Below are 18,483 nucleotides of genomic sequence, written 5' to 3'. Positions count from 1 at the left end.
CGGCGACGATGACCGCCGCGCGAGTTGTCGATGTCCGGGGCCATCGGTGCGATGCTAGGTGGCGCCCGTCGGCAATGCCTTGCGCCCGGTCAAAAACGGCAACGGCAGCCAGCGCGCGGCCAGCAGCGCCTCCATCGCGTCCGCGGGAACGGGACGCGACAACAGAAAACCCTGGGCCCGCCGACACCCGTGCTGGATCAAAGTCATTGCTGCGACCGGTGTTTCGACTCCCTCGGCCACCACGTCCAGACCGAACGCCTCGGCCAGCCCGATGATGGCGCGAACGATCGCCAGGTCACCGGCGTTGTTGCCCAAGTCGCGCACGAACCCGGTGTCGATCTTGAGCATGTCGACGGGCAGGGATTTCAGATGCGACAACACCGCGTAGCCGGTGCCGAAGTCGTCGATGGCCAGCTGCACGCCGATTTCCTTGAGCTCCGCCAACGTCTTTCGAGTGGTCTCGATGTCGTGCACCACGGCGCGCTCGGTGATCTCCAGGCACACCGAGCCGGCGTCGAGACCGAACTCGTCGATGGTGTTGGCGACGTCGCGCACGAACCCGCGGGTGATGAGCTGAAGCGGCGACACGTTGATCCGCATCACGGTGCCCCGGCCGAGCCCGTTCGCCTGCCAGCGACCGAAGTCGGCGCACGCGGTGCGCATCACCCAGCGGCCCAATTCCATTGCCAGGTTGGTCGATTCGGCGATTCCGATGAACGAATCCGGCAGTAGCAGCCCCCAGATCGGGTGGCGCCAGCGCACCAGTGCCTCGGCGCCCACGATGGCGCCGGTCGACAGGTCGACCTCCGGCAGGTAGTGCAGCAGCAACGCCTCGCTGCCGATGTCGCCTTGCAGATGCAACTCGATGTCGTTGCGGAACGCGCGCTTGAGCGACATGTCATCGGTGGACACCGCGATCTGGTTGCCACCCCCGCGCTTGGCCGTCAGCACCGCCTCGTCGGCGCGGCGGAGGAGGTCGGTGCAGTTGTCCCGCCCCGGGACGCCGACCGCGAGCCCGACGCTGACCGTGCGGCTGATCACGTGGCCGCCGATGGCCAGGCGTTCGCACAGCATGCCAGAGAGGCTGCGGGCGAACGATTCCGCGTGCTCGGGCGACATCGGCTGGTCGGGTACGACGACGAACTCGTCCCCGCCCAGCCGGGCGATCGTGCAGTCGGGAGCGCAGATCTTGATGCGTTGCGCGAAGACCCGGATGAACCAGTCACCCGCGGTGTGCCCGAGGTAGTCGTTGATCGGTTTGAGCCGGTCGAGGTCGAGGTACAGGACCGCGACGGGCCCGGGGCGACCCGTCAAGAGCCGCTCGGTCAGGTGCGCGACCAGGGCGCGGCGGTTGAAAAGCCCGGTCAGATCGTCGTGCTCGGCCAGATAGCGGAGCTTGTCTTCGGCCGCGATGCGGGCCTGCAGCTGCGCGAACAGCGCGGCGACGGCCTCGAGCGTGTTGATCTCCTCCTGCTCCCACTTGCGGGCGCCGAACTTGACGAAGCCGAGCAGGCCGGTGGTCGTCTCGCCGGAGACCAGTGGGGCGGCGGCCACCGAGGGCGAGGCGGCCACTTTGGCCCCGCCCACCGGGCGGCGGAAATAGCGTTTGGATTGGGCCGGCCGGATCACCACCGGTTTGCGCCCCTGCTTGCACTGCGCAAGCACCGACTCCGCGATGTCCAGCTGGGCGAAGGCCGCCGGCTCCGGGTCCGAGGCGTCGGTTCGCGGCGGCCACTCGGCGACCAGCGTCGACGCTCGGGTGTGCGGGTCGAGGTAGCGCAAGAAGCTGGCGTCCACGTCGAACTGCTCGACCAGCTGCGCGAGCACCTTCTCGCTCACCAGATGGGCCGTGGCTGCGGTCGCCTCCATCAACTGCGTGGCGACGGAGGTGACGACCAAGTCCAGACTGCGCGGCACGGTCTCCTCCGATACGGGCGTGCATCCCACCTGTCGAGGGTTGCCCGATCGGGGAATGTTCTTGCTGGCGAATCCCGTCGACCGCGCGCCCATGCGCATCGGCGGGGCCCTCTGGTTCGCTTCGTCGGTCCATCCGGAGCAGGGCAGGTCAGGATGGGTATTGGTCAGCAGAACGTATCACGCGGGAGACGCCGGATCCCCGGTAACGAGCAACTTCCGGTCCGGACCGCTGCGCGTCATTGACCGCTGGCGGCCGCGTCGCTGGCGATGTCCAGTGTCGCGATCGGATACAGGCCGGAACCGTCGCGACCGTCGCGGGCCAGTGCCATCGGCGCGTAGTTCACCACGTGCGAGGCGCCCGGCTTGTGCTGCTGCCATTCCACGGACGCCCGCAGTGTGTAGTGCCCGGGCGGCAGGCCGGTCACGTCGACGCGCACCGATTCCGTCGTGGACTCCGGAACCGCCTCCTCGCGTGACGGGCTGGAGTCGTCGTGGACCAGCGACTTGAGGTTGACCGTCCCCGCGATGGTGCGGACCACCGCTCCCGAGAAATCGACCAGCTTGTATCCGGGCGTCCACTGTTCGGTGGCCGCGGCGGAGCCGTAGTTGGTCCAGACGACGGAGATCGAAGCGACCTTGCCCTGGATCGACTGCGATCCCGGCTTGGCCTCCACCGAATACCGGTAACCGGCGGCGGTGTTGGCCTTCGCCCACAGGAGGTACAGCTTGGGATCCATCGCCGACGTCGCATCCCGGTCGGGGAAGTTCGCGCTGGACGTCATCGAGACGTGATACCTCACCACGTCGTGCAGGGCCTTCTCGTAGTAGGACCGGGGGTCGGCCCCGTTCGGCAGCCGCCACCACTGGCTGATCACCAGCGCCGAGGTGAGCCGCTGCTTGATCGCGTTGACGGCCGCGTCGTTGAAGCGCACGTAGTGGGAGTCGCTGGACTCGGCCCATTCCGGCAGGGGCGACTGCACACCAAGGCAATCCGCGCGGATGCCGACCGGCGCGGACAGCTTCTTCGTCACCTCGTCGGCGATCAACTCGCGGACGATTTCCGGATTCTCGGCCGTGGTCACCAATTGGGTGTGGCCGAACGCGCCCACGTTGGCGGCCACCAGCTTCGCGATGGACGCCTTGGTGATGGTCTGATCGCGAAACTGACTGTAATAGCCCAACTTCGGCTGGCTGTCGTCCGGCGTGGGACCCGGCGCGCCGAGCGCGTCGCGCAAGTACGCGAGGCTGTTCTCGCCGAAATCGCCGTAGCCGGAGAACTCGAAAACGCTGAGCCGCTCGTCGCCGTCGTAGCGGCGACCGAGCGCGGCGAGCAGCTGGCCGAAGTTGTTGAGGTAGTCGGCGTCGTTCCAATTCGGCACCACCTGCGTGACTCCCGGTGCGGAGCTGTTGGGCGGCGCGGGAAGGCTGGTGGCCGCCGAACGGATCCAGTCCGGGATCGCGATGTTGGTGTTGCCGGCATAGGAATCGTTGCAACAGGATTTGTAGGTGTACACGCCCAGGATCAGCCGCATGTTGCGGCTGCCCAGCTTCGTCAGCGCGTCGTCGATCGCACTGAAGTCGAACTTACGGTCGTCGGGAGCGTCGGCGGGCAGCGTGCGCGGGTCGACCGGCTGTAACTGCCGCCACGAAACCCGCAGACTGGCGTCGTACGACGCGGGCCACGCCGCGTACCGCTGTGCGGAATTGCCTTGCGGGAAAAGCGGATTCATGCCCTCTTCGTATTGACCGCGCAGCGGGTTGGGGATCTCCTGAGCGGTGGGCGGAATGGCGGGACTGACCATGGCGGAGAGTGGCCCGGGATCGCTCTTGCCGCCGCACCCGCTCAGCACCATCGCCGTGCACACGACAGCGGCCAGCGCGCTCTTCCTCGACTTCACGGTTGCTTCTCCCAAGACACACCGATGCTCACTGAAGTGGCCCCATGCTGCTGGGTTATCGGGTGCGTGTTTCCGACGCGGGGCAGGTCACGAATTGGCGTAGCGCAGCCTAGCACGCAGCACCCGGCGGCCCCCCGATCCGAGAGCCGCAGCAGTGAGACGGGTCACAATATGGGCGGCCCTGTCACGCACGAGGGGTCCGCGGTGTCTCAAGGGCATCAGGCCCGTGAGAACAGGAGACAGCAATGACCGAGGTGGCCGCCCAGAAAGTTCATGTCGTCGTGGTCGGAGGCGGATACGCCGGAACCCTCGCCGCGAACCATCTGCGCCAGCGTCCGGACATCGACATCACCCTGGTGAACGCCCGCCCGGTCTTCGTGGAGCGGATCCGCCTGCACCAGTTGGTCGCCGACACCGGCGCCGCGACCGCCGACTACGCGACGCTGCTCGGCGACGGTATCCGGTTGGTCGTCGACACCGTCGAGCGCATCGACGCCACCGACCGGCGCGTGCTGTTGTCCTCGGGCGCCGAGCTCGACTACGACTATTTGATCTACGCCGTCGGCAGCACCGGCGCGACCCCGGCCACCGTGCCCGGATTCGCGGACTTCGCCTACCCGATCGCCGACCTGGAGAGCGCCCAGCGGCTGCGCTACGCACTCGCCGACCTGCCGCTGGCCGCGCCCGTCACCGTCGTCGGCGGCGGGCTGACCGGCATCGAGACGGCTTCCGAACTGGCCGAACGGGGTCGGCAGGTGACCCTGGTGTGCGGCGAGGCGCTCGGCCCGTCGCTGAGCAGGCGCGGCCGCCGGTCCGTCGCCAGGCGACTGCGCGGTTTCGGGGTCAACGTGCTGGAATCCGCGACGGTGGCCGAGGTGCGCTGGGACGCGGTGGTGTTGAGCGACGGCGGGGTGCTGCCGAGCGCGGCCACCATCTGGACGGCCGGCTTCGCCGTGCCGGACTTGGCCGTCCGCAGCGGCCTGAGCACTGACGTGCTGGGCCGGCTGCTCACCGACGAGACGCTGACCAGCGTCGACAACCCCTACGTCGTCGCGGCGGGTGACGCTGCCGCGCCGTCGGGCCAGCCGCTGCGGATGAGCTGCCAGGCCGCCGGGCCGCTGGGCGCGCAGGCGGCCAACACCGTGCTCAGCCGCATCTCCGGAACCGCTCCCGCCCCGCTCAGCCAGGCGTTCGTCGGCCAGTGCATCAGCCTCGGCCGCACCTACGGGACGGTCCAGCTGGCCCACACCGACGACACCCCGGTGAACCTGGCGATCGGCGGCCGCACCGCCGCGTCGATCAAGGAGGCCATTTGCAAGGGCACGCTGTGGGCCATCCGGCGCGAGGCCGCCAAGCCCGGCTCCTACCGCTGGATCAAGGGCGGCAAGCGGCCCGCGCAGGAGCCGACCGAGATCGCACTGCGATGACGCACCCACCCACCGACAGTGAGCACGCCGAACGATTCACCGTGCTGCGGCCGCTGTTGTTCACCATCGCCTACGAGATGCTCGGTTCGGCCACCGAGGCCGACGACGTGCTGCAGGACAGCTATCTGCGGTGGGCGGCGGTCGACTTGTCCACGGTCCGCGACACCAAGTCCTACCTGGCCCAGCTGGTGACCCGGCAGGCGCTCAACGCCCTGCGCGCCGACGCGCGCCGACGCGAGGAGTACGTGGGCCCGTGGCTGCCCGAACCGCTGCTGCTCGACGAGCAGGATCCCTCCGCGGACGTCGTTCTGGCGGAATCGATTTCGATGGCGATGCTGGTCCTGCTGGAAACGCTGAGCCCCGACGAGCGGGCGGTGTTCCTGCTGCGCGAGGTGTTCGGCTTCGACTACGGGGAGATCGCGGAGGCGGTGGGCCGGCCGGCGCCGACGGTACGGCAGGTGGCGCACCGGGCGCGCGAACACGTGCGGGCGCGGCGCAAGAGGTTCGACGCCGCCGACCCGCAACGCAACGCCGAGCTCACCGCCCAGTTCCTCCAGACGGCCGCCAGCGGTGACGTCGAGACGCTGATGACGATGCTCGCGCCCGACGCCACCTGGACGGCGGACAGCGGTGGCAAGGTCAGCGCGGCCCGCCGGCCCGTGGTGGGCGCCGACCGGGTGGCCCGCGCCATCGTCGGCCTGATCCGCAAGGCGACCGAGTTCGCGGGGTTCCGCGTGGAAATGGTGACCTGCAACAGCGCGCCCGCCGTGCTGCTCTACCTCGGCGACCACCTCGAAGGGGTGATCACGCTGGAGATCGCCGACGCCTTGATCACCAACTTCTACGTGACCCGCAACCCGGACAAGCTGGCGGCGCTGGCGACCGCCCGCGACGTCAGCCGCGGTTAGGGTCCGGCCGGTCGACGGCGCCCGCAGTGCGAAAACCCGCCCTTCTGTCAAGCTAGGGCGGTGCGTATCGACCGGCTCGGTGACCTTGGTGCGGCACCCCAGGTGCTGCGCGCCGTCGGCGACGCCACGGCACGCCTCGGCCTGCCGCCGCCGGCCGCGCTGACCGGCGACTGGTTCGGCTCGCTCGCGGTGATCGCACCGAGCGTGTCGGCCCAGCCGGTCGACCCCGACGCCGCTTTCGCCGTCCAGCAGAACCCGCAGACCGTCGACCCGCGGGCGGTGGGCGGCGGCTGGGTCGGTTACCTCTCCTACCCCGATCCCGGCGCCGACGACCGGCCGAACCGCATCCCCGAAGCCGCCGGCGGCTGGACCGACTGCGTGCTGCGCCGCGACCGGGACGGGCAGTGGTGGTACGAGAGCCTTTCCGGAGCCGCCGTTGCGGACTGGCTGGCCGCCGCGCTGGCCACGGCGCCTTCGCCGGTCCGCGACTGCCGGATCGACTGGGGTGCCGCCGACCGGGCCGCCCACCGCGACGGCGTGCTCAACTGCCTGGAGGCCATCCGCGCCGGCGAGGTTTACCAGGCGTGCGTGTGCACGCAATTCACCGGGACGATCAGCGGCGCCCCGCTGGATTTCTTCGCCGACGGCATCGCCCGCACCTCCCCCGCGCGCGGAGCCTACCTCGCCGGGCCGTGGGGCGCGGTGGCGTCGCTGTCTCCCGAGCTCTTCCTGCGGCGGCGCGGGACGCTCGTGACGTCCAGCCCGATCAAGGGCACCCTGCCGCTGGACGCGTGGCCGTCGGCGCTGCGGGCTTCGGCGAAAGAGGTCGCCGAAAACATCATGATCGTCGACCTGGTGCGTAACGACCTCGGCCGCGTGGCGATCGTCGGCACCGTCACCGTGCCCGAGTTGTTGGTGGTGCGGCGCGCCCCGGGCGTGTGGCACCTGGTGTCCACCGTGTCGGCGCGGGTGCCCGCCGAACTGCCGACGTCGGCGCTGCTGGACGCCGCCTTCCCGCCGGCCTCGGTCACCGGCACCCCCAAACACCGTGCCCGCCAACTGCTTTCGCAATGGGAGCCGCATCGGCGCGGAATATATTGCGGTACAATCGGTTTGGCCTCTCCCGTGGCGGGATGTGAACTCAACGTGGCGATTCGCACCGTCGAGTTCGACGCCGCGGGCAGCGCCGTGCTTGGCGTCGGCGGCGGCATCACCGCCGACTCGGATCCCGACGCCGAGTGGGCCGAATGCCTGCACAAGGCGTCGCCCATCGTCGGGCAGCCCCGCATCGCGGCCGCGTTCTCGGCAGGCTGACCCTCACGCGCGGCGCGACTGCAGGACCGCGTCGTAGAGCTGGCGCGACCGCACCCCGGGATGCTCGGCGGCCACCTCGCCGCAGGCGTCCTTCACCCGCGCACCGCCTGCGACCAGCTCCTCCACCCGGGCCACCAGCGACGGCAGGTCGACACGCGGGGCGGCGCCGGCCAGCACGACGGTGACTTCGCCGAGCACCCCGTCGTCCGCCCACGCCGCCAGCTCGTCGAGCGACCCGCGCACCACCTCCTCGTGCACCTTGGTCAGCTCCCGGCAGATCGCCGCCCGGCGGGCGCCGCCGAGTTGATCGACGGCGTCGCGCAAACACGCGGCGAGCCGGCGGGGCGATTCGAAGAACACGCAGGTGCGCCGCTCGTCGGCCAGCGAGTCCAGCCAGGCCCGCCGCGCGGCCTTCCTGCGCGGGGCGAACCCCTCGAAACAGAACTTCTCCGCGGGCAGCCCGGACAGGGCCAGCGCGGTCATCACCGCCGAGGGGCCGGGGAGGCAGGTCAGCGGGATCCCGGCATCCACGCACGCCGCCACCAGCCGGAAGCCCGGGTCGCTGATCAGCGGCATCCCGGCATCGCTGACCACCAGTACCGTCGCGCCGGCTTGCAGCGCGCTGATCAGCGGGTCCACCCGGGCTGCCTCGACCCGGTCGAACAGGCTGATCACCCGGCCGGTGATGGTGACGCCCAGGGCTTTCGCCAGCGTGCGCACCCGCCGGGTGTCCTCAGCCGCCACCACGTCGGCGTGAGTGAGGGCATCGATCAGGCGAGGCGAGGCGTCCGACGGCTGGCCCAACGGAGTCGCGCCCAGCAACAGGCGGCCAGTGGTCATGACGGACAGCCTACGATCGACACCGATGTCCGCCCCGCCCCGCGAAACCTTGGTCGCCGGCCAGGAGCGTGTCGTGCCCGCGGTCAGCCCGGGGCCGATGGTTCCGGTGGCCGACTTCGGTCCCACCGATCAGATTCGCGGCTGGGTCGTGACGGGCGTGATCGCCGTGCTGGCAACGATCAGCCGGTTCCTCAACCTCGGTTCGCCGACCGACGCCGGCACGCCCGTCTTCGACGAGAAGCACTATGCGCCCCAGGCCTGGCAGGCGCTGCACAACCACGGGGTGGAAGACAACCCGGGGTTCGGCCTGGTGGTCCACCCGCCGGTCGGCAAGCAGCTGATCGCGATCGGCGAGGCGATCTTCGGCTACAACGGCGTCGGCTGGCGGTTCACCGGCGCCCTGCTGGGCGTGGTGCTGGTTGTGCTGGTGACGCGGATCGTCCGGCGGATCAGCCGGTCCACGCTGGTCGGCGCGATCGCCGGGATTCTGGTGATCTGCGACGGCGTCAGCTTCGTCACCGCGCGGACCGCCCTGCTCGACGGCATCCTCACCTTCTTCGTGGTCGCGGCGTTCGGCGCGCTGATCGTCGACCGGGACCAGGTCCGCGAGCGGATGCACGTCGCGCTGCTGCAGGGGCGCGCCGCCGAGACGGTGTGGGGTCCGCGGCTCGGGGTGCGATGGTGGCGCTTCCTGGCGGGCGTCCTGCTCGGATTGGCTTGCGGGACAAAGTGGTCCGGGCTGTACTTCGTGTTGTTCTTCGGCGCGATGTCGCTGGCGTTCGACGTGGCGGCGCGGCGCCAGTACCAGGTGACCCGGCCCTGGGTGGGGGTCTTGCGGCGTGATCTGATCCCGACCGCGTACGCCCTGGTGGTCATCCCGTTCGCGGTGTACCTGGCCAGTTACGCGCCATGGTTCGCGTCCGAGACGGCGATCGACCGGCACGAGGTGGGCCAGTCGATCGGCCCCCATTCGGTGGTCCCGCTGCCGGATGCCATCCGGTCGCTATGGCATTACACCGCCAAGGCTTTCGACTTCCACAAGAGCCTGACCAACGCCGCAGGCAACTACCACCCGTGGGAGTCCAAGCCGTGGGCCTGGCCGATGTCGTTGCGGCCGGTGCTGTACGCGATCGACCAGCAGAACGTGTCCGGGTGCGGTGCGCAGTCGTGCGTCAAGGCGGAGATGCTGGTGGGCACCCCGGCCATGTGGTGGCTGGCGGTACCGGTCCTGGTCTACGCGTGTTGGCGCGCGTTCGTCCGTCGGGATTGGCGTTACGCCGTTGTGCTGACCGGTTATTGCGCGGGGTGGCTACCCTGGTTCGCCGACATCGACCGGCAGATGTACTTCTTCTACGCGGCGACGATGGGGCCGTTCCTGGTGATGGGCATCGCCCTGATATGTGGGGACATCCTCTATCCGCCCGGCCGTACTCACGGCCTGAGCTCGGAACGGCGCACGCTCGGGCTGATCGCGGTCTGTTGTTATGTGGCGTTGGTGGTGACCAACTTCGCCTGGCTGTTCCCGGTGCTCACCGGGTTGCCGATTTCGCAGCAGACGTGGGACATGGAGATCTGGCTGCCCAGCTGGCGCTGACGTCTTCGGCGTCGAGATTGCCGTGAGGGCTGTACAAATCGCGTTGTCCACAACCATGGCGGCAATGTGAACGGGCCAGTGGTGGTGACGCTCATGATGAGCGCATGGCTAGGGTCTTTGTCGGGAGCGAAGCGATAGCGCGCGGATCGCTGACCCGGGGTCAATTGCGTTGGAATTACCGCCAAATCCATCGGGACGTATACGTGCCGAAGAACGCGGGCGCATCGCTCCATGACAATATCTACGCCGCCTGGCTGTGGTCGGGCCGGCGGGCGATCATCGCCGGCCGGGCCGCAGCCGCACTCCACGGAGCGAAATGGGTGGACGATTTTGTCCCGGTAGATGTCGTCGGGCCTTTCAACCACGCACCGCCCGGCATCATCGTCCGTCGGGACCATATCGCCGCCGAGGATCTCGTCGAACTCCATGGCCTACCGGTGACCAACCCGGCGCGAACGGCGTTCGATCTGGCCCGGCACCTACCCCGCGGTCTGGCGGTTGCCCAACTCGACGCGCTGTCGGCCGCGACGGCCCTCGACCCGTTAGACGTGACTCGGCTGATCGCTCGTAACAAGCGGGCCCGCGGCGTCCGACGATGCCAAGTCGCCCTGTCCCTGATGGACGGTGGTGCGCAATCGCCGAAAGAAAGCTGGTTGCGGCTGGTCTTGATCGACGCCGGTCTTCCACGGCCCACCACGCAGATCAGAGTCACCGACGGGCGGCTCGTGGCCTACCTGGATATGGGTTGGGAACAACCGATGGTCGCGGTGGAGTACGACGGCGAGCAGCACCGCACCGACAGAAGCCAGTACGTGAAGGACATTCGTCGAGCGGAGATGGTGAGCCGCCTCGGTTGGACTGTGATCAGGGTGATCAACGAGGACCGGCCCCGCGTCATCGTTCAACGGGCACGCGATGCGTTGGCGAGCCGATCGTCATCGAGATTGCCGTGAAGGCTGTGAACTGGCCGCCAATCACGACCACGCCGGCAATCTCGACGTCTAGCGCAACGGATCGCGGGCCACGGGGCACGACATGCACCGGGGGCCGCCGCGGCCGGTGCCCAGTTCGGAGCCCGCGATCGTGAGCACCTCGATGCCCGCGTCCTGCAGGCGGGCGTTGGTCTGCGCGTTGCGCTCGTAGGCGACGACGACGCCGGGCGCCAGCGCCAGCGTGTTGTTGCCGTCGTCCCACTGCTCCCGTTCGGCGACGACGGGGTCCAATCCGGTGTCGATGACGCGCAGCCGGTCGATCTCCAGCGCCTTGGCGGCGGCCTCCAGGAACGGCGCCTCGTCGCTGATGGCGACGCCCTCGGGCGTGCGCTCGATGGTGAACGCCGAGAGCGTGTCGACGACGTTGGCGTACATCACCACGGTGTCGGTGTCGACCATCGTGCACACCGTGTCCAGGTGCATCTGGGCGCGGCGCTGGGCGATCGGCACGGCGAGCACCTTGCTGGCGAGGCCGTCGTCGAAGAGGCTGCGCGCCAACGCTTCCGCGCCGGCCGGGGTGGTCCGCTCGCCGACGCCGACGGCTATCACACCCGGGCCGAGCAGCAGCACGTCGCCACCCTCGACGGGCGCGGTGCGCGACTCGTAGGCGCGCCGCACCCCGGTGAACCGCGGATGATGGGCGTAGATCAGGTCGGTCAGCGACGCCTCGCGCACCCGGGCGCGCAACGCCAGCGTGGGGATCACCACGCGCGGACCGATCCAGATCGACGAGTCGCGGGTGAACACCAGGTTGGGCAGCGGCTCGATGACGAAGTCCGCGCCCTGGTGCATGCGCAGCACCAGCGAGACGTCGGTCCGGATATCCGACGGCAGTTCGTTGAACGTCATGCCGGCCATCAGCACGTGGGCCAGCCTGTCCGCGTCGAGCCCCCGCAGATAGCCCGAAAGTGCTTGCGCCAGAGGCACTCCCAGCCGGCGCGCGTCGACAGCGGCGGCCACGCCCTGCATCCGGGCGGCCCCGCTGTGGGTCAGGGCCTCGGCCAGCAGGTCGGCCAGCAGCAGCACCTCCACCCCGCGGGAGCGGAGCAGCTCGGCGAACTGGTCGTGTTCGTCCTGCGCGCGGGCGACCCAGGGCAGCCCGTCGAAGAGGAGCTGATCCATGTTGCGCGGATTGAGCCGCCGCAGCTCGCCGCCGGGGCGGTGCAGGATGACGACGCGCAGCGCTCCCACCTCGGAATTGGTGCCCAGCTCAACCACACCCACCACGGTAGCGGCGCCGGACCCGGCCGTCCCGGCGCCCGGCCACTCGAACGGGTGTGCGATAGACTGGGCGCCGTGGAGATGGCGGTACAAGGCTCCCTGTTCCAGCACACCGAGCGCAGGCAACTCGGTGACGGCGCCTTTATCGAAATCCGCGCCGGCTGGCTCACCGAAGCCGACGACCTGCTCGAAGCGCTCCTGACCGCGGTTCCGTGGCGGGAGGAACGCCGCCAGATGTACGACCGGGTGGTCGACGTGCCGCGGCTGGTGAGTTTCCACGACCTCACGGTCGACGAGCCGCCGCATCCCCTGCTGGCCCGGCTTCGGCGCCGGCTCAACGACATCTACGCCGGCGAACTCGGCGAGCCGTTCACCACGGTCGGGTTGTGCTGCTACCGCGACGGCTCCGACAGCGTCGCCTGGCACGGCGACACCATCGGCCGCAGCAGCTCCGAGGACACCATGGTGGCCATCATCAGCCTCGGCGCCACCCGCACGTTCGCCATGCGGCGGCGCGCGCGTCCTGCCAAAGGCCCGTCGTTGCGGCTGCCGCAGGCGCATGGGGATCTGCTGGTGATGGGCGGATCCTGCCAACGCACCTGGGAGCACGCCGTGCCCAAGACGTCGGCGCCGGTGGGCCCCCGCATCAGCATTCAGTTCCGCCCGCGCGGCGTCCGCTAGCTGCGGACGGCCTTCACCGCGCTCACCAGCAGGTCGCGGGCGCGCTGCGTATCGACCGGCGCGACCGGCTGCCCGGGGATCACCAGCGGATTGGCCGTGACGATCACCTGGTAATCACCGAACTGGGCCGAATAGTCGTAGAGTTCGCCGGTGCGCGGCCCGCCGGCGACCAGCGCCTGCAGCACGCGGTGCACCCCCAGCGTGTGAGTCCCGTCGATCTGCGGGGCGTCGACCACCTCCACGCCGCCGCGGAGCTGCGGCCCGGAGAACGCGATTTTCGCGCAGTCCTTGCCGGGTTCGTTGAGAGGCAACGCTTTTGACGTTTCCACGGCGATGACCACGAACCGGTTGCCCTTGCCCTCGGCGGACACCGCGGCCATGTTGCCCTGCAGGTCCGGCGGCATTTCCGGCCCCGTCGCCGCCTTCGCGCAGGTGGCGGGATCGAACGTCAGCCCCTCCGGGAGCTTGCGTCCGGACAGCACCTTGGGATCGATCCCCCGCTCGCCGATATCGGTGACCTTGAAGTCCGGCCCGAAGCTCGACTTCACGTCGGCGACCTTCTTGATGTCGGCTTTGGCCGAGGTCGCCTCCCCCGACGAGCAGCCTGCGAGCACACCCACCACCGCGACCGTGACCGCCACCTTGAACACCGTGGCTAATCTACCCAAGGCGGTTGCGTCAGCTGCGCAACGTGGACACCGTTTTGACGAGCAGATCGCCGGCGAATTGCGGTGGCAGCGCGGGCACCACCGAACCCGGATCGGTGGTCAGCGTGGTGAACGCGTAGAAGTTCCCCAGGTACGCGGTGAAGGTGTATGTGCGCGAATCTATCTCGGTGCCCGACTCGACCGACGACTTGACGTCGGTGACCATCCCGACGGTTTGGGCGCCCTCGATGTGCGGGGCGTCGATCAGGTGCACGGTCGCCGTCGTGCGCCCGGCGGTCATCGTCCACTGGCCACACGCGGCTACCACATCGTCGGGCAGATCCACCGGCCCCGGCAAAGCCACCACCACCGCGTCGACGATGCCGCCGCTACCCGACCCCGACACGCCCTGGGCCGTCTGGTCGCGCCCATTGCCGGGATCGGCGAGCTGACCGCATTGCGCCGGCTTGGCGCGGGTGTCCGACGCCTCCGGCCCGAGGCTCCAGATCACCCGGGGTGACGCCCCGCCGGGAATGCCCGTGGTCGCCTCGTAGCCGGGCGGGAGCTCGCGAACGACGCGTTTGATGTTGGCCGGGTTGACCGCCTTCGGCGCCGGCGTTTTCGTCGGCGCCGGCGAGGGAACGGGGGCGGGCGCGTGACCGCACGCGGCAACCACCAACGCGAGCGCGCAAACCGGGCCGATCCGGAACGGGCTCAGCCGACCACCTCGATCATCTGGCGGGCGACGTGCTCGATCTGGGCGGCCACGTCACGCCGGAACCCGTGGTCGCGCCGGTGCGGCACGTCGATGACGGTGGTGATGACGCCGATGTCCTCGCGCTGCCAGACCGCCCCGTAATGGTCCATGATGGTGCGCATCGGCAGGTTGTCGGAAAGCATTCGCGCGGAGAATCTTTCGACCCCGGCGACCCGAGCGGCGATCGACAGCGCATTGACCAGGAAGGTGCCGATCCCCCGGCCCTGATAGGCGTCGGCGACGGTGAAGGCGATCTCGGCGATGCTGCGGTCGGCCTCGTCACGCACGAAACGCGCGTCGGCCACCGGGTCGCCGCCGTCGATCACCACCCAGACGAAGTGGTCGACGTAGTCGACCTCCGACAGGTAATGCATCAGCGCCGGGGTGGGCAGGCGCGGCGTCATGAAACGCCGGTACAGCGTCTCGCTGGAGAATTGGATGTGCCCGTGCACGGTTCGCTCGCTGTCACCGGGCAGCACCGGTCGCAGCATCAGGTGCGTGCCGTCGCGGACCCGGATCGGGATCGGCGTGATGAACCCGGCGAGCCGCTGGCGCACCGTCCGCAGCAGCCGCTCCATCACCCCGGGGATGTGCACCATGCGCGCGAACGCGTCGTTGTCACCGATCCAACCCGTCAGCGGCCCGGCGGTGGTGACCGTCGCGGTCCGCGGGATGTGACGCAGCAGCGCGATCTCCCCGATCAGCATCCCCGGGAACGCATGCTCGACGATGACCACACCGTCGTCGCCGACGTGGGTGATCTCGACGATGCCGGACGAGATGAGCAGGAAGGAAACGGCCTGCTCGCCCTGCTTCATCAGCACTTGGCCGGACCCGGCGCGCAGCGGTTGCAGGGAGGCGGCCAACGGCGCGAGATCGGAGGTGGGACACCCCTCGAAGATGTCCATCGTCGCCAGCTCGTCCGCGCGCGCGCCGGTCAAGGCCACTGCGATAGCCCGCCGATCACACGGTCGTGGCGTGGGTCTGCGCCTCGCGGTGACCGCCGCTTTGCCATGACCTGCCCGCCTGCGTTGCCGTCGTCTACCCCGCCAGTCCCGAAACTCCCGACGCGGTCGGATGTTGCCCAGGTTATGGGCTCGGTTCCGGGCGCGGCAAGGACGCGCGGCCGATAGTTCGCGAGGGCGCGTCGGCCGGTCCGCCGGTGATGCCGCGGGGCATGATGATCGGGTGAGCGCAGGCCGCCGAAGTTCACCGAGGCTGACCGGCGCGGGACCGCGGAAAATCCAGGTGGGCGGTCTCTGGTTCGACGCCCTGACCCAGGAACAGGTCGTCGGGGCGGTGCGCGGCGCCTGGGCCGCCGGCCGCGGCGGATCGATCGTGCCGGTGAACATCGACGTCGCCCTGGCGGCCGCCCGCCGCACCGAACTCGCCGACCTGATCGCCCGCGCCACCCTCGTCGTCGCCGACGGCATGCCGCTGGTGTGGGCGGCGCGGGCCAAGGGCGACAGGCTGCCCGAGCGCGTCGCCGGCTCCTCGCTGATATTTCCGCTGAGCGCCGCGGCGGCCGCCGACGGCAAGTCGGTCTACCTCCTCGGCGGCGCCGAGGGCGTACCGGAGCGGGCGGCCGAGGCGCTCGTCGCGCACTCGGCCGGCCTGCGCATCGCGGGCACATGCTCGCCGCCCTTCGGCTTCGATCAGACGGAGGAGGGGGCGCGGCGCGCCGTGGCGGCCGTCGTGGCCGCCGCTCCCGACCTGGTCTTCGTCGGCCTGGGCTTTCCCAGGCAGGAACGGCTCATCGAATTGCTGCGCGCGGAGCTGCCCGGCGCCTGGTGTCTCGCCTGCGGTGGCGGCATCGCGATGACCGCCGGGATCGTCCGCCGGGCGTCCCCCGTGCTGCAACGGCTGGGCTTCGAGTGGGTGCACCGGCTGGCGCTCGAGCCGCGCCGGCTCGCCCGCCGGTACCTGCGGGACGATCTACCGTTTGCGCTGGCATTGGTGATTCGCTCTGCGGCGCAACGGTTTAGGCGGGACTAGATTCCTTCGCGCTCAAGATGATTCGCACGGCGGCGGCGAGGTCGTCGACCACGACGTCGGCGCCGTGAGCGTGTCCCCCGCCGGGGCGCAGCAGGACGGTCGCCGCGCCGGCCGCCCGGCCGGCCAGCACGTCGGTCTCGCTGTCGCCGATCATCACCGACTCGGCCAACGCGAATCCGTGCTCGCGCGCCGCGCGCAACAACATGCCCGCCCCGGGCTTGCGGCAGTCGCAGCTGGCCGCCGCGTGCGGGCAGTGGTACTCGGCGTCGAGGCGGGCGCCCTCGTCCGCCAGCAGGTGTTCCAGCCGGTCCTGGACGGCGGCGAAACGCGCGGCCTCCGCAGCCGGTTCGGACAGCCAGCGCTGATTCGTCACCAAGACGGTGCGCAGGCCCGCCGCGTTCAACGCGGCCACCGCGCGGGCGGCGCCGGGCAATAGCACCAGCTCTTCTGGCGACCTGACGTACTCGCCGTCGGCGGCCTTGACGTTGATCGTCCCGTCCCGGTCCAGGAAGACGGTACGGACGTTGCGCAGATCGGGCATCCGGTCGGTCTCAGGAGGGCCGGTCAAACAGCGCCGCTTCGACCATCTCGCAGATCGAGTGACCGAGGTGCAGGCATGCCTCCTGGACGCGGCCGGTGTTGTCGCTGGGCACCCGGATGCACAGCGCGGCGACGTCGGCCACCTTGCCGCCGCGCGCACCGGTGAGCGCGACGGTCGCCATCCCGGCGTCGGCGGCCGCCTCTAGCGCGCGAACGACGTTCGGTGAGTTGCCCGAGGTGGTGAGGCCGACCACCACGTCGCCCGCGCGGCCGGCGGCGAGCACCTGGCGGGCGAACACCTCGTCGTAGGAGTAGTCGTTGCCGATCGCTGTCATCGCCGCGGTGGCGTCCGGCAGGCTGATCGCCGCCAGACCGGGTCGGTCAAACGCGAAGCGGCCCATCAGTTCTGCGGCCAGATGCCCCGCGTCTTGCGCGGATCCGCCGTTGCCGAAAAAGATCACCTTCCCGCCGGAGCGAAGCGAGGAGATCATCAGCCGCGCGATCTCGACGGTCTGCGCGGCGATGGCGCCCGAGAGCATTTGCTGCTTGACGGCGATCGTGTCCGCCAACCGCGCCTGGACCAGCTCGACGCTCGGGGCGACGACATCCGAGCTGCTCATGCCTGCCATGTCGTGAGTCCTTTGCTCTCGAAGGCGAATTCGGTGATGGTCGCTCCGGCCGACTCGAGGGATTCGATGAGGCGGTGTTTCTTCGCGAAGTCGCAGAACAGCAGGATGTAACCGCCGCCGCCGGCCCCGGTGATCTTGCCGCCGAGTGCACCGTTGCGCAGGGCCAGGTCGTAGAGCTCGTCGATGCGTTCGTTGGTGATGTAGGGCGACATGCGCTTCTTCTGCGTCCACGCCTCGCCGAGCAACGCGCCGAAATCGTTCAGCTTGTTCGTCAGCAGGGCGGCCTTCATGGCGACCGCCAACTCCTTCTGCGCCCGCAGTCCCGCCAGGGTGTCGTCCGCGCCCGTGGTGGCGCGCCGCGTCTGGTCCTCGATCACCCGCGCGGAATCCCGCGTGATGCCCGTAAAGCACAGCAGCAGGCTGAGTTCCAGCTCGAACGCGGTCTCCTCGCGGATGCGCAGCGGGTTGACGATCACGCGGTCGGTGAACTCGATGAAGTTGAATCCCCCGAACGTCGCGGCGTACATGTCCTGCATGCCGCCCGTGATGCCCAGGTCCTCACGCTCGATGGCGCACGCCAGCTGCGCGGTCTCGTATTCGCCCATCGGGACGCGGTAGTGCTCGGCGAGCAGGCCGGTGAGGGCAACCATCATCGTCGACGACGAGCCCAGCCCCGAACCCGGCGGTGCGCTCGACCGCAGCACCAGGTCGTAGCCGTCCGTGCCGTCCTTGCCGAACCTGCGCACAGCGGCCTTGATCAGATCCAGGCTGCCGTCGTAGAGGATCTCGCTGTCGAGCGTCATCTCGTGGGTGGTCTTGAAGTCCACCGACTCGATCGTGACCCTGCGATCGGTCCGCGGGGAAAGCGAACCCTGCGCGTAGCGGTCGATGGTCGCCGACAGGACGCAGCCGCCCTCGGTGGTCGGGAACGGCGGTACGTCCGTGCCGCCCCCAGCGAACGAGATCCGCAGCGGCGCGCGGGCACGGATTCTTGGCCGGGGCAGGGGATTCACTGTCGACGTATATCCGCTCAGCCGGCCGACGCGCGTCCCGCGATAGTCGGCGAAATGTGCGCCACGTGCCAACCCCAATGCATCGATCTCTTCGGAAGAGCCCTAGCGTA

Annotated in this window: 17 protein-coding genes; 7 read left to right on the top strand and 10 right to left on the bottom strand. The window is 69.6% G+C overall.

What is annotated here, in order from left to right:
- Positions 1–54 precede the first annotated feature (54 nt).
- Together A5691_RS11680 and A5691_RS11675 are read right to left on the bottom strand one after the other, a co-directional pair.
- Positions 55–1,917: a bifunctional diguanylate cyclase/phosphodiesterase gene (locus tag A5691_RS11680; RefSeq protein WP_067758174.1), complete on the bottom strand. Its 1,863-nt coding sequence runs from the start codon at positions 1,915–1,917 to the stop codon at positions 55–57.
- Positions 1,918–2,153: 236 nt separating this feature from the next.
- Positions 2,154–3,770, bottom strand: a complete 1,617-nt coding sequence (locus A5691_RS11675) for a hypothetical protein (protein ID WP_068018507.1) — start codon at positions 3,768–3,770, stop codon at positions 2,154–2,156.
- 290 nt (positions 3,771–4,060) lie between these two features.
- Here A5691_RS11675 and A5691_RS11670 point away from each other — a divergent pair, with 290 nt between their 5' ends.
- From A5691_RS11670 to A5691_RS11660, 3 genes are read left to right on the top strand one after another with little or no spacing between them, the layout of a single operon-like run.
- Positions 4,061–5,242: an NAD(P)/FAD-dependent oxidoreductase gene (locus tag A5691_RS11670; protein WP_067758037.1), complete on the top strand. Its 1,182-nt coding sequence runs from the start codon at positions 4,061–4,063 to the stop codon at positions 5,240–5,242.
- Positions 5,239–6,150 carry an RNA polymerase sigma-70 factor gene (locus A5691_RS11665; protein ID WP_067758040.1) on the top strand — a complete coding sequence of 304 codons (912 nt, stop codon included), beginning with the start codon at positions 5,239–5,241 and terminating at the stop codon, positions 6,148–6,150. Before A5691_RS11670 ends, A5691_RS11665 begins: the two co-directional genes overlap by 4 nt.
- Positions 6,151–6,210: 60 nt before the next feature.
- Positions 6,211–7,464, top strand: a complete 1,254-nt coding sequence (locus tag A5691_RS11660; protein WP_067758043.1) for an aminodeoxychorismate synthase component I — start codon at positions 6,211–6,213, stop codon at positions 7,462–7,464.
- Positions 7,465–7,467: 3 nt separating this feature from the next.
- Here A5691_RS11660 and rsmI read toward each other — a convergent pair whose 3' ends face one another.
- Entirely contained in the window at positions 7,468–8,304 is an 837-nt protein-coding gene (gene rsmI, locus A5691_RS11655; protein WP_067758180.1) for a 16S rRNA (cytidine(1402)-2'-O)-methyltransferase, read from the bottom strand.
- Between the two features lie 25 nt (positions 8,305–8,329).
- Here rsmI and A5691_RS11650 point away from each other — a divergent pair, with 25 nt between their 5' ends.
- A complete protein-coding gene (locus tag A5691_RS11650) occupies positions 8,330–9,898 on the top strand; it encodes a dolichyl-phosphate-mannose--protein mannosyltransferase (RefSeq protein WP_067758046.1) in 1,569 nt (522 codons plus the stop codon).
- A 104-nt stretch (positions 9,899–10,002) separates the two neighbouring features.
- Entirely contained in the window at positions 10,003–10,851 is an 849-nt protein-coding gene (locus A5691_RS11645) for a DUF559 domain-containing protein (protein ID WP_067758049.1), read from the top strand.
- Positions 10,852–10,899: 48 nt separating this feature from the next.
- Here the strand turns inward: A5691_RS11645 and arcA are convergent, their stop codons facing one another.
- Positions 10,900–12,114: an arginine deiminase gene (gene arcA / locus A5691_RS11640; RefSeq protein ID WP_067758183.1), complete on the bottom strand. Its 1,215-nt coding sequence runs from the start codon at positions 12,112–12,114 to the stop codon at positions 10,900–10,902.
- A 72-nt stretch (positions 12,115–12,186) separates the two neighbouring features.
- On the opposite strand from arcA, the gene A5691_RS11635 reads away from it, so the two are divergent.
- The gene (locus A5691_RS11635; RefSeq protein WP_067783174.1) at positions 12,187–12,792 is read left to right on the top strand and encodes an alpha-ketoglutarate-dependent dioxygenase AlkB; all 606 of its coding nucleotides are present in this window, start codon (positions 12,187–12,189) and stop codon (positions 12,790–12,792) included.
- Here A5691_RS11635 and A5691_RS11630 read toward each other — a convergent pair.
- Genes A5691_RS11630 through A5691_RS11620 form a run of 3 tightly spaced genes read right to left on the bottom strand, consistent with a single transcriptional unit; the run spans position 12,789 to position 15,104 of the window.
- Positions 12,789–13,442, bottom strand: a complete 654-nt coding sequence (locus tag A5691_RS11630; protein WP_067758055.1) for a DUF5642 family protein — start codon at positions 13,440–13,442, stop codon at positions 12,789–12,791. The two genes, A5691_RS11635 and A5691_RS11630, sit on opposite strands and share 4 nt — an antisense overlap.
- Positions 13,443–13,470: 28 nt before the next feature.
- A complete protein-coding gene (locus A5691_RS11625; RefSeq protein ID WP_067758058.1) occupies positions 13,471–14,157 on the bottom strand; it encodes a DUF5642 family protein in 687 nt (228 codons plus the stop codon).
- A complete protein-coding gene (locus A5691_RS11620) occupies positions 14,154–15,104 on the bottom strand; it encodes a GNAT family N-acetyltransferase (RefSeq protein WP_067758186.1) in 951 nt (316 codons plus the stop codon). Before A5691_RS11620 ends, A5691_RS11625 begins: the two co-directional genes overlap by 4 nt.
- A 340-nt stretch (positions 15,105–15,444) precedes the next feature.
- Here A5691_RS11620 and A5691_RS11615 point away from each other — a divergent pair, with 340 nt between their 5' ends.
- A complete protein-coding gene (locus A5691_RS11615) occupies positions 15,445–16,191 on the top strand; it encodes a WecB/TagA/CpsF family glycosyltransferase (RefSeq protein ID WP_231968918.1) in 747 nt (248 codons plus the stop codon).
- On the opposite strand, the gene A5691_RS11610 is transcribed toward A5691_RS11615, so the two are convergent.
- From A5691_RS11610 to A5691_RS11600, 3 genes are read right to left on the bottom strand one after another with little or no spacing between them, the layout of a single operon-like run.
- The gene (locus A5691_RS11610; RefSeq protein ID WP_067758061.1) at positions 16,178–16,732 is read right to left on the bottom strand and encodes an HAD-IIIA family hydrolase; all 555 of its coding nucleotides are present in this window, start codon (positions 16,730–16,732) and stop codon (positions 16,178–16,180) included. The genes A5691_RS11615 and A5691_RS11610 overlap by 14 nt on opposite strands.
- Before the next feature lie 10 nt (positions 16,733–16,742).
- Positions 16,743–17,360 carry an SIS domain-containing protein gene (locus A5691_RS11605; protein WP_082950256.1) on the bottom strand — a complete coding sequence of 206 codons (618 nt, stop codon included), beginning with the start codon at positions 17,358–17,360 and terminating at the stop codon, positions 16,743–16,745.
- Positions 17,348–18,364, bottom strand: coding sequence for a GHMP kinase (locus tag A5691_RS11600; protein ID WP_067758189.1), 1,017 nt, complete (start codon positions 18,362–18,364; stop codon positions 17,348–17,350). Before A5691_RS11600 ends, A5691_RS11605 begins: the two co-directional genes overlap by 13 nt.
- Positions 18,365–18,483 lie beyond the last annotated feature (119 nt).

Origin of the sequence: Mycobacterium sp. E183, from assembly GCF_001667735.1 — a bacterium.
Taxonomy (GTDB): Bacteria; Actinomycetota; Actinomycetes; order Mycobacteriales; family Mycobacteriaceae; genus Mycobacterium.
This window is presented reverse-complemented; position numbering and strand designations above follow the sequence as displayed.

What these genes read in the sequence shown, in the direction of transcription:
- A5691_RS11675 (WP_068018507.1), bottom strand. Translation starts at nt 3,770, where the DNA reads ATGGTGCTGAGCGGGTGCGGCGGCAAGAGCGATCCCGGGCCACTCTCC.
- A5691_RS11670 (WP_067758037.1), top strand. Translation starts at nt 4,061, where the DNA reads ATGACCGAGGTGGCCGCCCAGAAAGTTCATGTCGTCGTGGTCGGAGGC.
- A5691_RS11665 (WP_067758040.1), top strand. Translation starts at nt 5,239, where the DNA reads ATGACGCACCCACCCACCGACAGTGAGCACGCCGAACGATTCACCGTG.
- rsmI (WP_067758180.1), bottom strand. Translation starts at nt 8,304, where the DNA reads ATGACCACTGGCCGCCTGTTGCTGGGCGCGACTCCGTTGGGCCAGCCG.
- A5691_RS11650 (WP_067758046.1), top strand. Translation starts at nt 8,330, where the DNA reads ATGTCCGCCCCGCCCCGCGAAACCTTGGTCGCCGGCCAGGAGCGTGTC.
- A5691_RS11645 (WP_067758049.1), top strand. Translation starts at nt 10,003, where the DNA reads ATGGCTAGGGTCTTTGTCGGGAGCGAAGCGATAGCGCGCGGATCGCTG.
- A5691_RS11620 (WP_067758186.1), bottom strand. Translation starts at nt 15,104, where the DNA reads ATGGACATCTTCGAGGGGTGTCCCACCTCCGATCTCGCGCCGTTGGCC.
- A5691_RS11610 (WP_067758061.1), bottom strand. Translation starts at nt 16,732, where the DNA reads ATGCCCGATCTGCGCAACGTCCGTACCGTCTTCCTGGACCGGGACGGG.
- A5691_RS11605 (WP_082950256.1), bottom strand. Translation starts at nt 17,360, where the DNA reads ATGGCAGGCATGAGCAGCTCGGATGTCGTCGCCCCGAGCGTCGAGCTG.